Below are 20,056 nucleotides of genomic sequence, written 5' to 3'. Positions count from 1 at the left end.
TATATTTTTAATTAATTATTCAATCTAAACTTCTAAAAAAATAATGAAGCTTTTCTATATCATCTATACTAAAATAATCTCTATCGACTTTTATTTCTATATCATTTTCTATTAAATATTTAAATAACTTTTTTATCTTTTTAAAATAAGTCTTTTCTATGGCACTTTCCCCTTGCTCTAGCTTAAAATCCATATTTACTCTATTACATATATCGGATATAGAAAATTTTTTACTTTCTGTTTTATTATAAACTTCAATAATTCTATTATAAAAAAACTTTAAATATTGTAAACTATATTCGTCTAATAAATTATTTTTATCACTTTCTTTTGATTTATATTTTTCTATTTTAAAAATCTTATTAGAAACATTTTTAAAAATATCTCTATTAGCATTAGTAATAGTTGTAACTATAGCAGTTATAGCACCGTGCCTTTTTACCCTCTCCATTACAATAGTATAATCAACATCTCTGCTTACAAATACTATTATATCTATATTTTTATTAAATACAAAATCTTCAAAAGCATCTATAGAAGAAATCATATCAGACATGTTTTTTGCTTTATTTATATGCACAGAATGTATTATATCTATATGCAAATCTCTAAGTTCTTTTTCGTATAGCTTTATAGATTTATTATCTCCATAGGCTTTTTTTATTGAATAATAAATATCTTTGTCTTTTAAATTGCTTCTATAAAATTTAATTATATCTTCAAGTATCAATTTAAAATTAACATTAAAGTTTAAATGAGCAATATTTTCTAAATCTATATAAACACCAATTCTTTTCATAAATAATCCATAATTATATATTTTTTCATATTTTATAAATTAATCTCAAAAAAAACAATACTTTGTAAAATAATAAGTTTGTTTATAGCTTGAGTTTTTTAGTTATTTTGATAATATATTTTTATGATTAGTGTAATTATACCAGTATACAATGTAGAAAAATATTTAAGAGATTGTTTGAATAGTGTAATAAGTCAAACATATAAAGATTTAGAAATAATATGCATAAATGACGGCTCTAAAGACAATTCGCTTTCTATACTCGAAGAATATTCAAAAAAAGACAAAAGAATTATAATAATAAATAAAGAAAATGCTGGAGTTTCTGCTGCAAGAAATGACGGTATAGAAAAATCAACAGGTGAATATTTATTTTGTTTAGACAGTGATGATTATATAGATAGAGATTTTTTGGAAGTGTTTTATAATAATGCTAAAAAAAACAATAGTGATTTAGTTATACTTAGTAATTTTTGGGGGCTTGATAAAAGAGCTACAACAAAATATCATTCAGCACTTCCTACCTGTTCTATGTTTATAAAAACAAGCATTCTAAAAGAAAATAATAATTTAAGATATCCTCTAAATGTTCAGCCCGGAGAAGACGGCATATTCTCTCATGAACTTTTAATGTACACAAAAAATATAAGCTATGAATATAATACTCATTATCACTATATAAAAAGAGAAGGTCAAGATTCATCAAAGGCAGTAAAAGAACCAAAAATATTATTAAATGCTATAAAACAATGGTTTGATATTTTAGATGAGTTTTATACTAAATATAATTTTTGGCAGACAAAATCATTGTCTTTTGCTAAGTTTGTAGAGCAAGAGGCTTTCTTAGCTTTTAGGACAAAAAACTTTACTGCCGATGATGAAAGAAAAGTTTTTGATATGTTTAAAAATATATTAAAAAAAATAATGGTCAATGTCAATAAAGAGGATTATGAATGCTTTTCTAAAGAGTTTATATGTTTAATAGAATCTAATACAATTAAAGAATACTACTCTATTATAAAATATAAATACAATTACATAAGATTTACAATATTTAAGCAAAATGTTTCTATTAGGTACAGAGAAAACAGATATAAATTGTATAAAAATGATAATATTTAAAATATAATATTGATATAATAAATTAATATTGTATAATTAATAATAATTATTACTAATAAGGAGTAAAAGCTATGAATACATTTGCATTAACAAAATTATCTTATGGAATGTATATTTTAACTACAATGGACGGTGATAAACCAGTAGGCTGTACTATAAACACCTCCACACAAATAACATCAACTCCAACTACAATTATGATTAGTGTAAACAAAAATAATTATACCAATGAATGTATCAAAAAAAGCGGTAAATTTGCTTTATCAGTTCTTTCAGAAAAAAGCGACCCTGCTTTAATAGGCGGTTTTGGTTTTAGAAGCTCAAAAGATTGTAATAAATTTGAAAATGTTAATTATGAAATGAAAGAAGGTCTTCCCGTTATAAAAGATACCAATGCTTATTTTGTATGTAAAGTGGTAAACAGTTTTGATGTATTTACTCATACTTTATTTATAGGTGAATTGGTAGATGCTGATATATTTGATAATAACACTAACTCTATGACTTATTCTTATTATCATACAGTAATAAAAGGCAAAACTCCTCCTAATGCCTCTACTGCTAATGCATACGAAAACAAAACAGAAAAAAAGGAAGAAACAGAAAAGCCTAAAGCAATTTATAGATGTAAAACTTGCGGATTTGAATATAAGGGAAGTGTGCCATTTGAAGAACTTCCTAGTGATTGGAAATGCCCATTATGTGGAGAGCCTAAGAGCAATTTTGAAAAGGTAGAATAATTGTTATAGTATTAAAACATTGAAATTTATTTTTATAGTATTATAATATCCGAACATTATAATACTATAAGGATAAATGCAGATGAAAAATGTTTTTTATTTATTACTAATATTAGTTTCTTTAATTTCTTGCAGCAATAACAATAATAATAATCAAAACGCAACTGACAAACTTCAAGTATATGCAAGTATATATCCTATTTATGATTTTGCTAAAAAAATTGGCGGAGAGAAAATAGATATTTATAATATTACTTCAGCAGGTTCTGAGCCTCATGACTTTGAACTTACATCAAAAGATATGGCTAATTTAAGTAAGGCTAATTTATTTATATATAATGGTGCTTCAATGGAGCATTGGGCAGATACTGTAAAAGAGACAATAAAAGATTTAAAATATTTAGAGGCTTCTTCAAATATAAACAATGAAGAGTTAGACCCTCATTTTTGGCTTTCTCCTAAAAAGGCAAAAGTTCAAATGGAAAATATAAAGAATGCGTTAATAGAATTAGACAGTAAAAATGCTGATTATTATAATTCTAATTACAATTTATATGCAAATAAATTGGATGAACTTGATAAGAGTTTTAGAGATAATTTACAAAATATAAAAAATACTAATTTGGTTGTAACTCACCCTGCATTCGGACATTTTTGCAAAGAATATAATCTTAATCAAGTAGCAATAGCAAGAGATGAGGCAGATGCTAAAGCTATGGCTGAAACAATTAATTTTATAAAAAACAATAATATTAAAACTATATTTTATGAAGACTTCTCAAGTTCTAAACTTGTAGATTCTATTGCAAAAGAAACAGGAGTAAAAGTAAGTTCATTAAACCCAATAGAGTCTTTAAGCGAAGAATATATTGAATCTGGAGAGGATTATTTTTCTATAATGCAAAAAAATCTCGAAGCTATAACAAATGGTCTTAATAATTAAATAATTAATTAAGGTTATATAAATGAAAAATATAATAAGTTTTAAGAATGTGCATTTCGGATACACTCAAGAGGATATATTAAAATGCATAAGTTTTGAAATAAACAAAGGAGATTTTGTTTCTATTATAGGTTCTAATGGGGCGGGTAAAAGCACTATATTAAAACTTATTTTAGGTGAAATTAATCAGTATAGAGGCGAAATAAAACTATACGGTGAAGACATTAAGAGATTTAAGAATTGGCAGCACATTGGATATTTAGAGCAGAATGCATACTACAAAATATTAAACTTTCCTGCAACTGTTTATGAGATAGTAATGTCTAATATGTTTGCTGATATTGGCTTATTTAAGTTTCCAAATAAAAAGCATAAAGAAAAAGTATTTGAAGCATTAAAACTTTTAGGTATGTATGATTATAAAGAGAGGCTTATATCAAAACTTTCAGGCGGGCAGATACAGAGAGTTTTTTTAGCAAGAACTTTAGTGCAAAATCCTAATCTATTAATATTAGATGAACCTACTAATGGTGTTGATATTGAAACTATTAATTTTTTATATAATCTGCTTCACACTTTAAATAAAGAAAAAAAAATAACTATTGTAATGGTTACACATGATATTGAGAGAATGTCAAAAATATCAAACAGAGTGTTTTGTTTTGAAAATGGTACATTAGTTGAACTTGATAAAAATCAGATAAATATGGAATTATCACATAAGCACAAGCATCCAGATGGAAGCAGTTGTTCTTGCTAATAATATATAAAGGGTTATTTACAAATGGAAATATTTCAATATGAGTTTATGCGTAGGGCTTTTTTGGTGGGGGTGCTTTTAGCCATTATAATACCTTCTATTGGGGTTGTAGTTGTATTAAAAAGGCTTTCTATGATAGGAGATGCTATATCTCATACTTCTCTTGCGGGGGTGACTTTTGGTCTTGTGTTTAATATTAATCCAATACTTGCTTCTATGATATTTTGTGTTTTATCTGCTTTATCTATAGAGTTTATAAGAAAAAAAATTGCAAGATATGGAGAGATGTCTATAGCGATAATCATGTCTTTTGCAATTGGACTTGCGGGATTATTATCTGGGTTTGTTTCTAACAATGCTAATTTTAATAGTTTTTTGTTTGGAAGCATTGTAGCTATTAGTGATTTTGAATTAAAGCTAGTTGTAATTATAAGTATTATTTCTATATTGATATTTATATTCTTATACAAAGAAATATTTTATATAACATTCAATGAAAGGCTTGCAAAACTCTCTGGGGTGCCTGTAAACAGGATAAACTTTATTTTTACAATACTTACAGCAATAGTAGTTTCTATATCTGCAAGGGCGGTTGGGGCTTTGATTGTTTCGTCTATGATGGTGGTTCCTGTTGCTTGTTCTATGCAGGTGGCTAATAGCTATAAAAAAACTATTATTTATGCTGTATTATTTAATTTAGTTTTTACTGTTTTAGGAATATTTCTTTCATATTATGAGGGATTAAAACCGGGCTCTACTATAGTTTTAATAAGCGTAATAAGTTTTGTATTAATTGCAATAATAAAATTTTTCTTAAACAGAAAATAAAAAATATAGATTGTATATAATTAAGTTTTTAAATTTATTTACATTCCCGCCCTTTAAGCTTTATAATTTTAATTTGCAATTTATATTTTTTATTTTCTTATTGTTTAATTATGAATGTTAACACCCACCCAAGTGTTATTTAAATTTATAATGCATACAACACACGTTTAATAAAATTAAAAATATAAATTTAATGAATAACAGCAATTTATTTATATTAAAAACTATACTAAACGTGTGTTAAAAATATTACTTATCTAATCTCATAATTATCATCTACATTAAAACTAATATTCACTTCAAAATTTTCAAGCTTCTGATTTTTCTTTTCATAATCCGCTTTAACCTGAGAATATATGCTGTATCCTGCACTCATATTTATGAATCTTGCATATAACTCGTTTTCTTTTCCATTAAAAACCCCGCTTTTAAAAAGCTCAAAAAGATATCCCCCTATCAAATGATAAGTATAAAGCTGTGTTTTATAAACTAAACAATCACTTGTTTTGAAATGGAAATTTACCCTTTCCCCTGAATGAAGCTCATTATAAAATTCATTATCAGCACAAATTTCAGGCAGGAATAAAAATAAATCTGAAGCAAGACTATAATCTTTAGTTAAGTTTTCAGCTAAATCTCCAAGTTTATCATAATAATCTTCTGTCTCCTCTGAATTAAGAACTATATTTGCATACTCTTGAACATAATTCATAATCTCTTCATCAGTATGCGGATAAGGTGTGTAAGTTTCATCATCTTGAACTAAAAAGAAAAACTGCTTATCTGAAGCAAAATCTGTTTCTTCCCAAGTTTTTACATACTCGTTCATTTTATTAGAAAGTTCTGGTATATTAACATCATTTATGCGAAGCTCCCCAATAGAATAATTATTTCTTGCTTTTGCTCCATATATTTTTATGTAGCAAATTTTCTGATTTCCTATTCTCATTAATATATCATCTTTAAACATGTTCCAATAAGTATTAACATTCTTAGGAGTTTTATTATCATTTCCTATATTAACAAGATTGCTTGTATACACTTTCCATTTATGCTTTTTACCAGCAAACTCAGTTTCTGCTTCATCAAGAAGGTTCCCTTCATTCATAGCTTTTATACCTGTCATTATGCCAAATACAAAACTTCCATTAGAAATTCCTATAGCAGCATTAGTGTCTTTTCCAGTACTTGCACAGCATTCAAATATATTTCTATCCCAATTGGGACTTGATATATAATAATTAATCACAGCACTTTCATCTGTTAAGTTATCAATATTGGCATTTATCAATATATTCCATTTCTTTATAACTATGCTTCCTTCTATTATTTCATGCTCAATATCATCAGGCAGTATAGAAGCTATATCTTTTATAACAGCATCAGTATCATCAGCATTAACACTATTAGCCTCATAATGCAAAGCATCTTTAGTTATTTCTTTTTTTAATCTATTATAAATCTCATTATAATGATTATATTCATCTTCGCTTATATTATCTTTATTCATTTCAAGAGTATATATAGCCCTTTCTATATATTTAGTAGAATTATCTCTGTCGCATTTTCCTAAATAAGCATAAGAAATTTTATAAAACCAAGTATGATGATTTCTAGTTTCCTCAGAAAGCGAATTCAAAACCTCTATTGCTGAATCAAATTTACCAGTATTGTTATATGCTACGGCAAGAATACCCTTAACATCATCATTTAAATATTTCTTAGGAATAGCTAATATAAATTTAACTATATCATGATGCCTAGCTTCATTATGCATATTAGATAATTGAATCTCTAAAGCCAAATAAAGCATATTAAGTACAAAATCATCTACTTTTTCATCAGGCAATGAAAGTATTAATTCTATTATATCATTATACTTTTCTTCACTGCGTAATCTTTTTAATCGTGATTTCAATTCTTTGTCCATACTATTACACCTAGATTTTATTATTTTTTATAACTGCGTTTTTTATTGATTATATAAAAACTCAAAACATTAAAGAATATATTGTTATAATATAACATATACAAATTTATACAAGTTATAAGAATTAACCAATACGCTTAAAAATATAGATGCTTATAGCTTGATTATTTTTTATATATACCTAAACAACTATATTTTGTTAAAAATAAAATTATATTTTTGTTTTGATATCTGGGGCTTTGCCTCCCGCGAAGCGTACCCGTAGGGTAAGCCCCCACTTCTTTTGCGACCGAAGGGAGTGCCGGAGGCGTGACCCAAAGAAGCAAAAAGACTGCATTTAATGAAGTATAGCTTTTTATGCATAGATAAAAATATCTTACATTTATTTATATATTTACCAACATACAAAAACACTTGCACTTTTTGGTTCTTTTGACGAAGTCCACACCGTGTGCTGCGGGAAAAAGAACAATAAAAAAATTGACAAACTTAAAAATTTTTAGTATATAATATTATATATTTTTTTTATATTACTAAATTTTTTACTTATTGGATTATTATGAATATAAAAATAATAGCAGTATTTGTATTAGGAATATTATCGATCTTAGGAGGAGTAAAAAAACTTTCTTCTATTGTTATTGTTTCAAAAACGTATGTGCATACTGTATGTATAGTTGAACAATGTAATAGTGAAAAAGTATATAAATCTGGAAAATTAAGACACCAAAATACAATGATTATAAGTTATGAAACTGAAAAATACGGAAAACTATATGCAAAACTTAAAAGCCATTATCCATTCAGAAAGGTTGGGGATAAATTACCTTTATGGTTTGATCCAAATAAACCAAGAAATATAAAACTTCCTTTTTCTGAAAGCTGCATTGGTATATTATTAATAGTTTCAGGATTAGTACTTATATATCTAGGAATTTTTATTGTAAAAAATTAAAATACCATATAAAAAATACTTGACAAATATAAACATATTTATTATATTATAATCTATAAAGGAAACTTTCCTTTATAGATTATATGACTGACTATGTTTGTAATTATATATAACATAGTGACTAAGAGGAAACTCGTCATAACGGCTTAATGCCATAGCTCATGTGCTTATATAATTAAGTACATTTACTGCGTATCTTGCGTAACTGTCAGAGGAAACTCGTCATAACGGCTTAATGCCATAGCTCATGTGCTTATATAATTAAGTACATTTACCGCGTATCTTGCGTAACTGTCAGAGGAAACTCGTCATAACGGCTTAATGCCATAGCTCATGTGCTTATATAATTAAGTACATTTACTGCGTATCTTGCGTAACTGTCAGAGGAAACTCGTCATAACGGCTTAATGCCATAGCTCATGTGCTTATATAATTAAGTACATTTACTGCGTATCTTGCGTAACTGTCAGAGGAAACTCGTCATAACGGCTTAATGCCATAGCTCATGTGCTTATATAATTAAGTACATTTACTACGTATCTTGCGTAACTGTCAGAGGAAACTCGTCATAACGGCTTAATGCCATAGCTCATGTGCTTATATAATTAAGTACATGAGCTATCATATTTTGCGTAGCTGTCAGAAGAAACAGTCTTAATTGACTATATGACAGTACATTTGCGACCATATTTATGGGTCTACTTGGGAAAACTCCCTACATAATTAAAACGTCATTGTACTTAATTATTTAAGTACAATGATGGTATATTTGTAATATAAAAGTTATTATGATATAAAAGGATAATATAAATGAGAAAATTAAATATAAAAAAATATTTATCTTTAGGCAATATAGTATGCATGATAGATGATGATGTTCTATCATTTATTGAAAATAGTATTAGAAAAGAAACTATAGAATCTAAAATAAACTATTTAATTAATTCTTTTTCTAATAAAATCATTATGTCATCTAAACTGTATAAAAAAATTGAAGATGGTATATGGGAAATAAGACATCATGATATAAGAATATTTTGTTATAAAGAAAATAATAATTGGTTTTTATATCATGCTATGATAAAGAAATCAGATAAAATAGGTGATGAAATATATATTGTTAGAAAAAAATATAATGAATTAAAAATGATTATAAATTAATCGTCTAATATTATTCAATATCAAATTAATATGGTATGGCATATATTTTTATGTCATACTATATTTATATAATAATCATTTATTAACTATTACTAAAAATTATCTATTATTATCATCAGTTTTAAGTACGCTAATAAATGCATCCTGCGGAATTTCTACGTTTCCAATAGCTTTCATTCTCTTTTTACCTTCTTTCTGTTTCTCTAATAATTTTCTTTTTCTTGTGATATCTCCACCATAACATTTAGCTGTAACATTTTTTCTTAATGCACTTATATTTTCTCTTGCTATTATGCGTCCTGCAATTGCCGCTTGTAGAGGAATCTGAAACATATGCTTTGGTATGAGATGTTTTAACTTTTCTATAATCTGTCTTCCTCTGCTTTCTGCATTGCTTCTATGAGACATAAATGATAATGCATCAACTACTTCTCCATGAACAAGTATATCTATTTTTTCTATTTGGCTTTCTCTAAAATCTGAAAAATCATAATCGAAAGAAGCGTATCCTCTTGATATTGATTTTAATTTGTCATAAAAATCATATACTACTTCTATTAAAGGTAAGTCAAATTTTATTTCTGCTCTTTTATCATCTAAATATGTGAGAGAAGTTTGAGTGCCTCTTCTGTCTATACAAAGAGATATAATATTTCCTAAATAATCAGTAGGTACTATTATAAGAGCATTAATAAAAGGCTCATAACATTTTTCTATATACTGTGCAGAAGGAAAATCTGCAGGGTTATCAATGAGTTTCTCTTCTCCGTTTGTAAGTTTTAATTTCACTTCTACAGAAGGACTAGTTATTACAAGGTTAAGATTAAACTCTCTCTCAAGACGTTCTTGAACAATCTCTAAATGTAAGAGCCCTAAGAAACCGCATCTGTATCCAAACCCTAAAGCAATAGAACGCTCAGGCTCATAAACCAAAGAAGCATCATTAAGTTTTAATTTTTCTAATGCCTTTTGTAGGTTTGTGTAATCTTCATCTTCTGCAGGGAAAATGCCCGCAAATACCATAGGTAAAACTTCTTTATATCCTATCAAAGGTTCATCAGAAGGGTTTTCTTCGAGAGTGATAGTGTCCCCTATTTTTATGTCTGATATATTTTTAATGCCCGCAATAATATATCCTACTTCACCGCTTTTAAGTTCATTAGCAGATTTAAGCCCTAATAAAAGTGTACCGCACTCTTCAACTTCATACTCTGCTTTAGTCTCCATCAAAAGTAATTTATCATTTTTCTTTATAGAGCCGTCAAATATTCTCACTATCATAACAGCACCGCGAAAAGGGTCATAATAAGAATCAAATATCAAAGCCCTTGTCTTTTTATCAGTATTGTCTTTTGGAGCTGGTATCATCTTAACTACTGCTTCAAGTATCTCATCTATTCCTATATCATTTTTTGCACTCGCTAAAACAATATCATCTTTATTAACTCCAAACTCTTTTTCCATTTGCTCTTTACAAAGTTCAATATTGGCAGCAGGTAAATCTATTTTATTGATAACAGGTACAATCTCCAAATTATTTTCAAAAGCAAGATAAAAATTAGAAATAGTTTGAGCCTCAACTCCCTGAGCAGCATCCACTACAAGTATAGCTCCCTCACAAGCAGCAAGCGAACGAGAAACCTCATAGTTAAAGTCAACGTGCCCCGGTGTGTCAATCAAATTAAGAGTATATACTTCTCCGTCCTTAGCCTGATAAGAAAGTTTTACAGCTTGGCTCTTTATTGTTATTCCTCTCTCTCTTTCTATATCCATAGAGTCCAAAATTTGTGCTTTCATCTCTCTGCTTGATACAGCTTTGGTATGTTCTATGATTCTATCGGCTAATGTGCTTTTTCCATGGTCAACATGTGCTATAATACAAAAATTTCTAATTTTCTCTGCGTATGACATTTATTAAAATATATCCTTATAATTATTTGATAATAAAAATTATATACATTGATGATATATTATAATATAGCAAGGGGCTTTTTGCAAATAGTTTTATATGTTAAATATTTATTTAAAATTTCTGTCTATATCTAGACTTCTTAATGTTTCTAGCATCTGTATTTGCATTTGTATTCTAAAATTATCATTAACAGCACTATTTACAGCATTATTATTTGGAGTTCTCTGATATATTTCTGATAGTATCTTAGAATTATTTACTCTCATTCTATCTTCAAGCATTCTAATTCTTGGAGAATATCTGCCGTCTATTGCTTTTAGCTTTTCTCTCTCTTGATAAGTCATATATCCGTTTCCAAATTTATAGAACCTACCATTTTTGTAATACGTTTTTGTGTATCCGTAATTTTTATATCTTTTATTATACAAGTCATAACGAGGTTGATACATTGGTATTCTTTGATTAGGTATTAATGGTTTTACATTACCCACTCTTGGTGTTGGAGAATAATAGTATTGTGAAAATAAATTAAATGATAATATAAAAAATATACAAAATAATTTCTTCATTGTTTTACCTCCGTATATATTAATTATACAAATAGTAAAAATAAATTCAATAACTCCGCATAATAGAAAATATTACACGGAGTTTTGAGTAAATTATGAGTAATTATTCTTAAGTTGTGTATTATATTAGACGATTGTTACAGAAAAAAGTTCCCAAAAAATTATTTTTTTTTATATTTTTTATGTTTTTCACCACTTTGACAAATGAGTAATTTTATTATATTCTTTATAGAATCATAAAAATAAAATTATATAATTATATAAAGGAGCTAATATAATAATGAAATTCAAAATAGAAGAGAAAGTATTTAACACTTTAGACAATTTATGCATAGCATTTGTTGTTGCTAAAAATATAGACAATAAAGAAAATGATAAATATGTTATGGATTTACTTGATAACAACTTATCAGAGGCTCAAAAAGAATTAGAAAATATAAAGATAAAAGAATATAGTGAAATATTATGTTATAGAAATGCTTTTGAAAAATTATCTATTAACCCTAATAAGTTTTTATCATCTATAGAAGCTATACTTACAAGGGTTTCAAAAGGTAAGGGTTTTCCTCATATAAACAAAATAGTAGATTTAGTTAATGCTTTATCTATAAAATACAGACTTCCTATGGGTTCGCATGATATTGATTCTATGAATGATGATTTTTATGTAAGATATTCTGTTAAGGGTGATAAGTTTTTACCTTTTGGTGAGACTGAAATAGAATTATTAGAAGACAATGAACTTGTATATACTTGTGGAAATGATATAAGAACAAGAAGATGGATATGGAGACAAAGCGAGTATGGAAAGATTGTAGAGACTACAACTAATATTATTTTTCCAATAGATGGTTTTGTTGGAGTTAATGATAAAAAAGTAATAGAGGCAAGAGATGAACTTGAAACAATTTTAAAAGACTTATTTAATTGCACTACTATAAAAGGTTTTTTAAGCAAAGAAAACAATGAATCTGAAGAGTTTTAATTAAAGGATATTTATGAACAATAATTCAAGCAGCAGCATGAGAGAAGAGATATTAAATCTTGTAAAAAGTGAAGACATAGTAAAACCTACTAGATATTTAGGCGGTGAGATAAATGCTATAATAAAACCTAATATGCCTTTTAAATTTGTTATGTGTTTTGCTGATATGTATGAAGTAGCAATTAGCAATTTGGGACTTTCTATACTTTATGAGGTTATTAATTCTATTGAATATGCTTCTTGCGAGAGAGTGTATGCCGTTGCTGAAGACTTTGAGGAACTTTTAAGAGAAAAAAATATACCGCTTTATACTTTAGAAACTTTCAGCAGGGTAAAAGATGCTGATGTTTTGGGATTTACTTTGCAGTATGAGCTTATATATACAAACATACTTCAAGTGCTTGAATTAAGTCAAATACCTATGCATAGAGATGAAAGAGGAGAAGATGTACCTATAATAGCAGCAGGCGGACCTAGTGTATTTAATCCATTTCCTTTGGTTGATTTTATTGATGTGTTTTTGTTTGGGGAATTTGATTTTGAGATGAAAAACTTTGTTGATATAATTTATAATCTCAAGAAAAATGGTGCTAAAAGAGATGATATATTAAAAGAGCTTTCAAAACTTGAATATGCTTATGTGCCGAAATATCCAAGAGAGAATGTAAAGAGAATATTCGTTGAAAATATTAATGAAATGCCTTATGTGAAGAAACCTTTAGTTCCTCTTGTTGAAGGTATACAAAATAGAATATCAGTTGAAATAGCTAGAGGATGCACTCATAGCTGCAGATTTTGTTTAGCTGGTATTACTTATAGGCCTGTAAGAAACCGCACTATAGAAAAAATTGTTGATATAGCAATGGAGTCTTTAGAAGCCACTGGGGCAAACACTTTAAATTTATTTTCTCTTTCTGCTGATGATTATCCGCATATTGGTGAATTAATAGAATATTTACAGACACTAGGAGAGCATAAGGGATTTTCTCTCTCTCTGCCTTCATTAAGAATTGATTCATTCGATAAAGAAACTGCTGAGAGAATCGCTCAATTTAGAAAAACAGGATTAACGTTTGCCTTAGAAGTAGGAAGCCATGAGCTTAGAGAAAAAATAAATAAATCAATGGATGAAGATGCAATTTATAATATACTTGCTGATGTTCAGAAAATGGGCTGGAAGATAGTAAAAATATATTTTATGATAGGATTCACCGATAACCCAGAAAAAGAAGCTGATGAAATAATAGAAGCATTAGAAAAAATGCTGGAAGTATCAAAAAAGAAAGTAAAAATAAATGCCGCTATTAATGTATTTATTCCAAAGCCTCATACACCTTTAGAAAACAATAATCAGCTTACAGATGAAGAAGCTATTTACTATATAGGAAAAGTAAGAGACCATTTCAGAGGAAGCAAAGTAGCTATAAAATATCATCCTCCAAGAATGGCAGAAATTGAAGGCATAATATCAAGAGGCGATGAAAAGATTGGAGGTATTATTTATAAAGCATATAAAAAAGGTGCAAGGTTCGATGCTTGGGTTGAATATTTTAAATATGATGTTTGGAAAGAAGTGATAGAAGAGAGCGGATACACTATAAAAGAATTATTAAGCAAAAAAATAAACATGCCTTGGAAATGCATTGACACTCTTGTAAGCCAGCAATTCTTTGACAAAGAATATGAAAGATTTCAAAACGGAAAGTTTACAGACTACTGCTTTACGGGAAACTGTCAAAACTGCGGTATAGATTATAAAAAATATTGCCATAAATACAAAAAAGAAGTTTTAAATACAAATTTTACTCAAATGGTTGAAGAATTAAAAACTTTAAAGAAAAGAGATATATTCGCTGTAAACTATAAAGTATTAATGAAATTCAAAAAAGAAGGTATATCATCGCTTTTGGGTATGCATGATTTATCACGTGTAATGGTTTGTGCTTTAAAGATAGCAGGTGCAAGTATAGCATTAAGCAGAGGTTTTCACCCATTAGAAAAAGTTGTGTTTACTCCGCCTACCCCATTTGCATGTGAGAGTGAGGCTGAATATATGGAAGTAAGTTTAACTGACCCTATAGACATAGACTTATTAAAAAACAAAATAAATAACTTACTTTCTCATATAGGAATTGAAATAATTAGTGCAGTATCTACTCCTTTAAATGCTAAAAATATTCAAGCTCTTCCCAAAAACACTATTTACAAGATAAAAACTGATAATGATGAAGAAGCATTAAAAATATTATCAAATAAGGAAGAATTAAGAACAAGCGAGGAGAGAAAAGGCGATTATTTAGCTATAAAGAAAGATAATGACTTACTCATAACACTTTTAGAAAGCAATGAAAAAGCTATAAGAGTACGCGACATAAAAAGTTATCTTTCAAAGAATAATATCAATATAAAAAATATTAGGAAACTAGATTTGATTTAATTGTTTATTTTATAGGCTTTGATATAATAAGTTTTATATATAAAAACATAATTTAATTACTAAATCATAATTTCAATATATAGGTGTATTATATGAGTGAATATTATTTAGAAAATGCATTTGAATTAAACAAAGAATATCCTGATACTTTTAAAATACCTTCCAAAAAAGAAATTGATTCTTTAAAAGTTAATGATTTAGTTAAATTAATTTTTGTTGAGGAAAATGATAGCTCTGAAACAATACCTGAGAGAATGTGGGTAAAAATCATAGAAATCAATAAAGACAATTTTGTTGGTATATTAGATAATAATCCTTACTATATTGAAAGTATAAAATATGGCGATGAAATAGTTTTTAAAGTAGAAAACATTATTGATATATATTAATAAATTAAAAATGGATATTTTATAAACACAAATAATATATAAACAAAAAAATTGAATGAAAAACTTTATTTGGGATTATTAAAAATATTAGAAAGCTTAAGTTAGTATAATCATTGTTTTTATTGTGGTATTAATTTTTTATTAATATTTCACTGTATAATAAAAAGTAATATGTGCTTTTGCAACTTTTGCCACGGGAAAAGTTGATATGAAATTATATGCCTAAACAATTACATTTTGTCAAAAATAAATTTATTAAATTGAAAATATTTGCAGGGCTTTGCCCCGCACCCCACTTCTTTTGTTGCCACAAAGAAGCAAAAAGGCTATATTTTATTTAAATTTAATAATTTATATTACATATAAAACAGAATTAGTATGATTCGGTACTAATTTTACACTTGCACTTTTTGGTTCTTTTGACGAAGTCCGCACCGCGACCGTAGGAAGTACCTTTAGGTATGGGTGCAAGTTGCGGGAAAAAGAACAGAAAAAATAACAAACTTAAAAATTTTTACTATAAAATAGCTTTAATTTAATAATCTATAAATACAGAAAAATCGTTTTGCAAATATTTATCTTCTATGTGTATTTTATAATTTAAATTAAGCTTTTTTAATATATCTTGAGTAAGCAGAAGTATATCATCTTTTTTGTAATAATAATATTTATCTCCGTATTTTTCTTTACAAGATATATCAAGCAAATTAAAACAAACGCCCTTTCTTGCTGCTAGTAAAAATGCTTCTATAGCCTCTTTTAAAAACTCTTCATTGTTTCCCAAGTTTAAATTAAATATTCCAGAAGTGTATATATAATCAACATCATTCTTTATATCAGTCTTTTTAAAGAAATCCATAGTCATAAATTGAGGGCTAATATTTTTATAAGTTTTTGCTTTAGCTCTCTCAACCATCTCAGGCATAATATCTATACCTATGTAATATAAGTTGATGTCATTTTTATCTATATATTCTGCCAAACTTCCAACCCCGCATCCAACATCAAGCAAAACATTTCCTCTCATATTAAAATGCTCTATTAACGCCTTAAACCTTAAATTCTGTGCCTCTTCAGACTCCCAGTCAACTACTTTATAATCTGGTATATTTAAATCATTTACTCTGTTTATATAATGATCAACTATTATAGATTTTCTGCTTTCTTCCATAAATACAATCTCTCTTTAATTAGTTCATTAATTATTTATTTAAACTTAATTTATATATAGTTCTCTCTTTATAATCCTTATCAGGCGAATATATTATACTTGGAAAATGTAAAAAATTCAAAGCACAAGCCAAATACTCACTCTCAAAACAAAAAGCCATATGTTTGTTTAATACAGTGTTTCTAACTTCTCTATTATTAAGCATGTTTCCAGAATAAAAATGCATAGCAGGTTTTGTTGTATAAAACTCTAAGCTTATGCCTGTTTTATCACTATAAGCTTTAGCCTTTAATTTGTTTACATCATTATTAGTAAATATAAAACAATTATCATAGCCTCCGCATTTTTCTATGTCTAACCCTATTTTTTTATTTTTTGTAAAGTCAAAAGGAGTGTTCTCTGTTTTTAAAATCTCTCCGGTAGATACACATTCATCTGTTACAGGAAGATAATATTTTGAATCTATAAATAATTCATGTTCATATATAGTGCCATCACCATTTAAGTTCCAATAGGCATGATTGGTAAAGTTTAAAGGCGTTCTTTTATCTGTTTTCACAAAATAATCCATTATTATCTCATTATCATCAGTAAGAGTATAAGTAATATCAATATTTACATTTCCGGGATAACCTTCTTCACCATCTTTTGAAAAATAAGAAAATAATACTGTTTTATTATTAATACATTTAGAATCAAATTTCTTAAAAGATATACCCTCAACACCTCCGTGAAGATGATGTTTATTGTTGTCATTTTTAGCTAATTTATATGTTACGCCATCTAATGTAAACTCTGCATCTATAGTTCTATTAGCAACCCTTCCCACAGAAGACCCTATATAATCATGAGGATTAAGATAAAAATTAATATCATCACTTCCAAAAGAAACCTGAACATCATTATTATTTTTATCTTTTATAAATACCCCAACTATTGAAGCTCCAATATCTGTGAGTTTTAATACCATATCATTTTTATTTTTTAATTCATAAAGTAAATAGCCGTTATTAAAGTTTTTTATTTGCATTTGTATATTCTCCATTTTTTATAAACAAAATTATATAAAAAATTTAACTAGTTTTCAACATAATTTTAATTTTTATTTGCAATAAAAAATATTGTTTTTTTTACATACTAAATATAAAATATATAGCATAATTATTTTTAAGGATTATAGAAGTGAAAGATTTACTTATTGAAATATTAGTTGAAGAGATACCTGCAGATTTTGCCTATCCTGCAAGTATGAGTTTTAAGAAAATTATGGAAGATACCCTAAAAAATAATGGTATAGGTTTTAAATCCATAATAGCCTACACAACTCCAAGAAGATTATCTATTCTTGTTGAAGAAGTAGAAGAAAAGTCAAAAGATGAAGTTGTAGAATCAAGAGGACCTTTATTAGAAAGTGCTATAAAAGACGGTGCTTTAACCAAAGCAGGAGAAGGTTTTTTAAAATCTCATAATATTGAAAATATTAAAAACATAGATGAAAAAGAAGATTTTAATAAAGCATATATAAAAGAAGTTGGCGGAAAAAAATATTTATTTGTAAAAAAAGAAAAAAAAGGTGTAGATACTAAAAAATTATTTGAAGAAGTATTGGAAGATATTGTAGCTAAAATAGATTTTAAAAAGAAGATGAGATGGGCAGATAAGGACTTTGCATTTGTACGCCCTATTAGAAATGTATTAGCTTTATTTGGCAATGAAGTTATAAAGACTACCGTTGCTGGAATAGATACTAACAATAAAGTAACTGGACATAGACTACTCTCTCCAGAGTTTAAAGAAATTAATACCCCTAAAGATTATGAAAAAACTTTAGAAGAAAAACATGTAATTGTTTCAAGAGAGAAAAGATTAGAAAATATAGTTAGCCAATTAGAAAAGATAGAAAAAGAGCTTGGTTTTGAAGCAGTATCAAAGAAAAAAGTTTCTGAAATAGTTGTTGATTTGGTGGAAGAGCCTTATTTGCTTACTGCTGAATTTGACTCTAAGTTTTTAGAAGTGCCTAAAGAAGTTTTAACAAGTGAAATGATTGAGCATCAGAAATATTTCCCGTTATGTAAAAAAGATGGTTCTTTAACTAATATATTTGTAATTACTGCTAATCAGCCTAAAACTCCTCAAATAATAGCAGGAAACATAAGAGTATTAACAGCAAGACTTTCTGATGGTAGATTCCTTTATCAAGAAGATATTAGAAAGGGCATGGACGAAATGAATGAAAGACTTGAAATGCTTATGTTTAGAAAAGAGCTTGGAAGTGTTACTGACAAAGTAAAAAGACTTGAGAGAAACTCTGAGCTTTTAATAAAACTTTTAGGATATGATAAAGATAAAGAAAATATACTTAAAGCTATAAAATATATGAAATCAGATTTGGTAAGTAATATGGTTTACAACTTCCCAGAGCTTCAAGGTATAATGGGCGGTTATTTTGCTAAGTCTATGAATTTTAATGATGATGTGGCTTTGGCTATTAATGAACAATATAGACCTTTATTTGCTGCTGATGAAATACCTTCAAATGATACTGGTAAGGCTATAGCTATACTTGACAAGATGGATAATATTGTAGCTGGTTTTTATGTTGCTGATATACCTACTGGCTCTCAAGACCCTAATGCTTTAAGAAGACAGGCTCTTGGTATTGTAAACATTCTTATAAAATCTAAAAAGCATGTTAATCTTAAAAAATTAATAGAAGATTCTATTAACTCTATGCCTAAAGATGCTAAAGTAAATAAGAGCAATGATTTATTGAATGATATATTTGAGTTCTTTAAATCTCGTTTTGAGAATGATATTGACTTTGCAAAAGATTCTGTTGCTGGAGTTCTTTCTACTGGTATAGATGATATGTATGATGCTTACTTAAAGATAGAGGCTATTGATGCATTTAGAAATAAAAACGAGGAACTATTCTCTAATCTTTTATTAGTGTTCAAGAGAATTAAGAATATGATTAAATCTTCTAAAGAAGTTAATTTAGATGAATCATTATTAAAAGAAGAGGCAGAAAAATCTTTATACAATATTTATAAAGAAAAATTAAATGAAGTTAATAAGCTTATGGAAAAGAGAGAATATGAAAAAACATTTGCTTTATTGGCAAGTCTTTATGAACCATTAGATAAGTTCTTTAAAGATATTATGGTAAATGTAGATGATGAGAAAATAAAAAATAACCGTATAGCTTTACTTTCATCAGTTGATAAGATTTTCAAGAATATGCTTGACTTCTCTAGTTTGGTAAAATAATAATTATTATTGTAAAATAAAAGGGGCTTTAAAATAAAGTCCCTTTTTTATATAAAAAATAATTGATTAGGATAAATTGAATTAT

The 20,056-nt window shown here is 27.3% G+C and carries 17 protein-coding genes; 11 read left to right on the top strand and 6 right to left on the bottom strand.

Annotated features, from left to right (window positions below):
* Positions 1-19: 19 nt before the first annotated feature.
* On the bottom strand, positions 20-799 hold the full coding sequence (locus GQX97_RS09630) for an NYN domain-containing protein (protein WP_157151721.1): 780 nt from the start codon (positions 797-799) through the stop codon (positions 20-22).
* A gap of 123 nt (positions 800-922) precedes the next feature.
* On the opposite strand from GQX97_RS09630, the gene GQX97_RS09625 reads away from it, so the two are divergent.
* The 5 genes from GQX97_RS09625 to GQX97_RS09605 all read left to right on the top strand — a co-directional run bounded on the left by GQX97_RS09625 (position 923) and on the right by GQX97_RS09605 (position 5,192).
* The gene (locus GQX97_RS09625; RefSeq protein WP_157151720.1) at positions 923-1,921 is read left to right on the top strand and encodes a glycosyltransferase family 2 protein; all 999 of its coding nucleotides are present in this window, start codon (positions 923-925) and stop codon (positions 1,919-1,921) included.
* 71 nt (positions 1,922-1,992) lie between these two features.
* The gene (locus GQX97_RS09620; RefSeq protein WP_157151719.1) at positions 1,993-2,661 is read left to right on the top strand and encodes a flavin reductase; all 669 of its coding nucleotides are present in this window, start codon (positions 1,993-1,995) and stop codon (positions 2,659-2,661) included.
* Between the two features lie 82 nt (positions 2,662-2,743).
* The gene (locus tag GQX97_RS09615; RefSeq protein ID WP_157151718.1) at positions 2,744-3,604 is read left to right on the top strand and encodes a metal ABC transporter solute-binding protein, Zn/Mn family; all 861 of its coding nucleotides are present in this window, start codon (positions 2,744-2,746) and stop codon (positions 3,602-3,604) included.
* 22 nt (positions 3,605-3,626) lie between these two features.
* On the top strand, positions 3,627-4,364 hold the full coding sequence (locus GQX97_RS09610) for a metal ABC transporter ATP-binding protein (RefSeq protein WP_157151717.1): 738 nt from the start codon (positions 3,627-3,629) through the stop codon (positions 4,362-4,364).
* Positions 4,365-4,388: 24 nt separating this feature from the next.
* A complete protein-coding gene (locus GQX97_RS09605; protein WP_157151716.1) occupies positions 4,389-5,192 on the top strand; it encodes a metal ABC transporter permease in 804 nt (267 codons plus the stop codon).
* Positions 5,193-5,445: 253 nt separating this feature from the next.
* On the opposite strand, the gene GQX97_RS09600 is transcribed toward GQX97_RS09605, so the two are convergent.
* Positions 5,446-7,122, bottom strand: a complete 1,677-nt coding sequence (locus tag GQX97_RS09600; protein ID WP_232473310.1) for a DUF6348 family protein — start codon at positions 7,120-7,122, stop codon at positions 5,446-5,448.
* 559 nt (positions 7,123-7,681) lie between these two features.
* Between GQX97_RS09600 and GQX97_RS09595 the strand changes: the two genes are divergently transcribed.
* Together GQX97_RS09595 and GQX97_RS09590 are read left to right on the top strand one after the other, a co-directional pair.
* On the top strand, positions 7,682-8,077 hold the full coding sequence (locus GQX97_RS09595) for a hypothetical protein (protein ID WP_157151715.1): 396 nt from the start codon (positions 7,682-7,684) through the stop codon (positions 8,075-8,077).
* 810 nt (positions 8,078-8,887) lie between these two features.
* Complete coding sequence (locus GQX97_RS09590) at positions 8,888-9,238, top strand: type II toxin-antitoxin system RelE/ParE family toxin (RefSeq protein ID WP_157151714.1); 351 nt, start codon at positions 8,888-8,890, stop codon at positions 9,236-9,238.
* Positions 9,239-9,337: 99 nt separating this feature from the next.
* On the opposite strand, the gene lepA is transcribed toward GQX97_RS09590, so the two are convergent.
* Together lepA and GQX97_RS09580 are read right to left on the bottom strand one after the other, a co-directional pair.
* A complete protein-coding gene (lepA, locus tag GQX97_RS09585) occupies positions 9,338-11,149 on the bottom strand; it encodes a translation elongation factor 4 (RefSeq protein WP_157151713.1) in 1,812 nt (603 codons plus the stop codon).
* 108 nt (positions 11,150-11,257) lie between these two features.
* Positions 11,258-11,719 carry a hypothetical protein gene (locus tag GQX97_RS09580; RefSeq protein WP_157151712.1) on the bottom strand — a complete coding sequence of 154 codons (462 nt, stop codon included), beginning with the start codon at positions 11,717-11,719 and terminating at the stop codon, positions 11,258-11,260.
* Positions 11,720-11,999: 280 nt separating this feature from the next.
* Between GQX97_RS09580 and GQX97_RS09575 the strand changes: the two genes are divergently transcribed.
* From GQX97_RS09575 to GQX97_RS09565, 3 genes are all read left to right on the top strand, one after another.
* On the top strand, positions 12,000-12,704 hold the full coding sequence (locus tag GQX97_RS09575; RefSeq protein WP_157151711.1) for a B3/4 domain-containing protein: 705 nt from the start codon (positions 12,000-12,002) through the stop codon (positions 12,702-12,704).
* Positions 12,705-12,717: 13 nt separating this feature from the next.
* Positions 12,718-15,141, top strand: a complete 2,424-nt coding sequence (locus tag GQX97_RS09570; RefSeq protein ID WP_157151710.1) for a TIGR03960 family B12-binding radical SAM protein — start codon at positions 12,718-12,720, stop codon at positions 15,139-15,141.
* A gap of 92 nt (positions 15,142-15,233) precedes the next feature.
* Entirely contained in the window at positions 15,234-15,530 is a 297-nt protein-coding gene (locus GQX97_RS09565; RefSeq protein ID WP_157151709.1) for a DUF2314 domain-containing protein, read from the top strand.
* Between the two features lie 535 nt (positions 15,531-16,065).
* On the opposite strand, the gene GQX97_RS09560 is transcribed toward GQX97_RS09565, so the two are convergent.
* Positions 16,066-16,701 (bottom strand): class I SAM-dependent methyltransferase, encoded by a 636-nt coding sequence (locus GQX97_RS09560; protein ID WP_157151708.1) that lies wholly within the window; start codon positions 16,699-16,701, stop codon positions 16,066-16,068.
* A gap of 31 nt (positions 16,702-16,732) precedes the next feature.
* Complete coding sequence (locus GQX97_RS09555; RefSeq protein ID WP_157151707.1) at positions 16,733-17,731, bottom strand: aldose epimerase family protein; 999 nt, start codon at positions 17,729-17,731, stop codon at positions 16,733-16,735.
* Positions 17,732-17,883: 152 nt separating this feature from the next.
* Here GQX97_RS09555 and glyS point away from each other — a divergent pair, with 152 nt between their 5' ends.
* Positions 17,884-19,971: a glycine--tRNA ligase subunit beta gene (gene glyS / locus GQX97_RS09550; protein ID WP_157151706.1), complete on the top strand. Its 2,088-nt coding sequence runs from the start codon at positions 17,884-17,886 to the stop codon at positions 19,969-19,971.
* Positions 19,972-20,056: the final 85 nt, after the last annotated feature.

The organism is Brachyspira sp. SAP_772 (assembly GCF_009755885.1).
Classification (GTDB): domain Bacteria; phylum Spirochaetota; class Brachyspiria; order Brachyspirales; family Brachyspiraceae; genus Brachyspira.
Note: the sequence above shows the minus strand (reverse complement) of the source record. Positions and strands in the feature narration are given on the sequence as shown.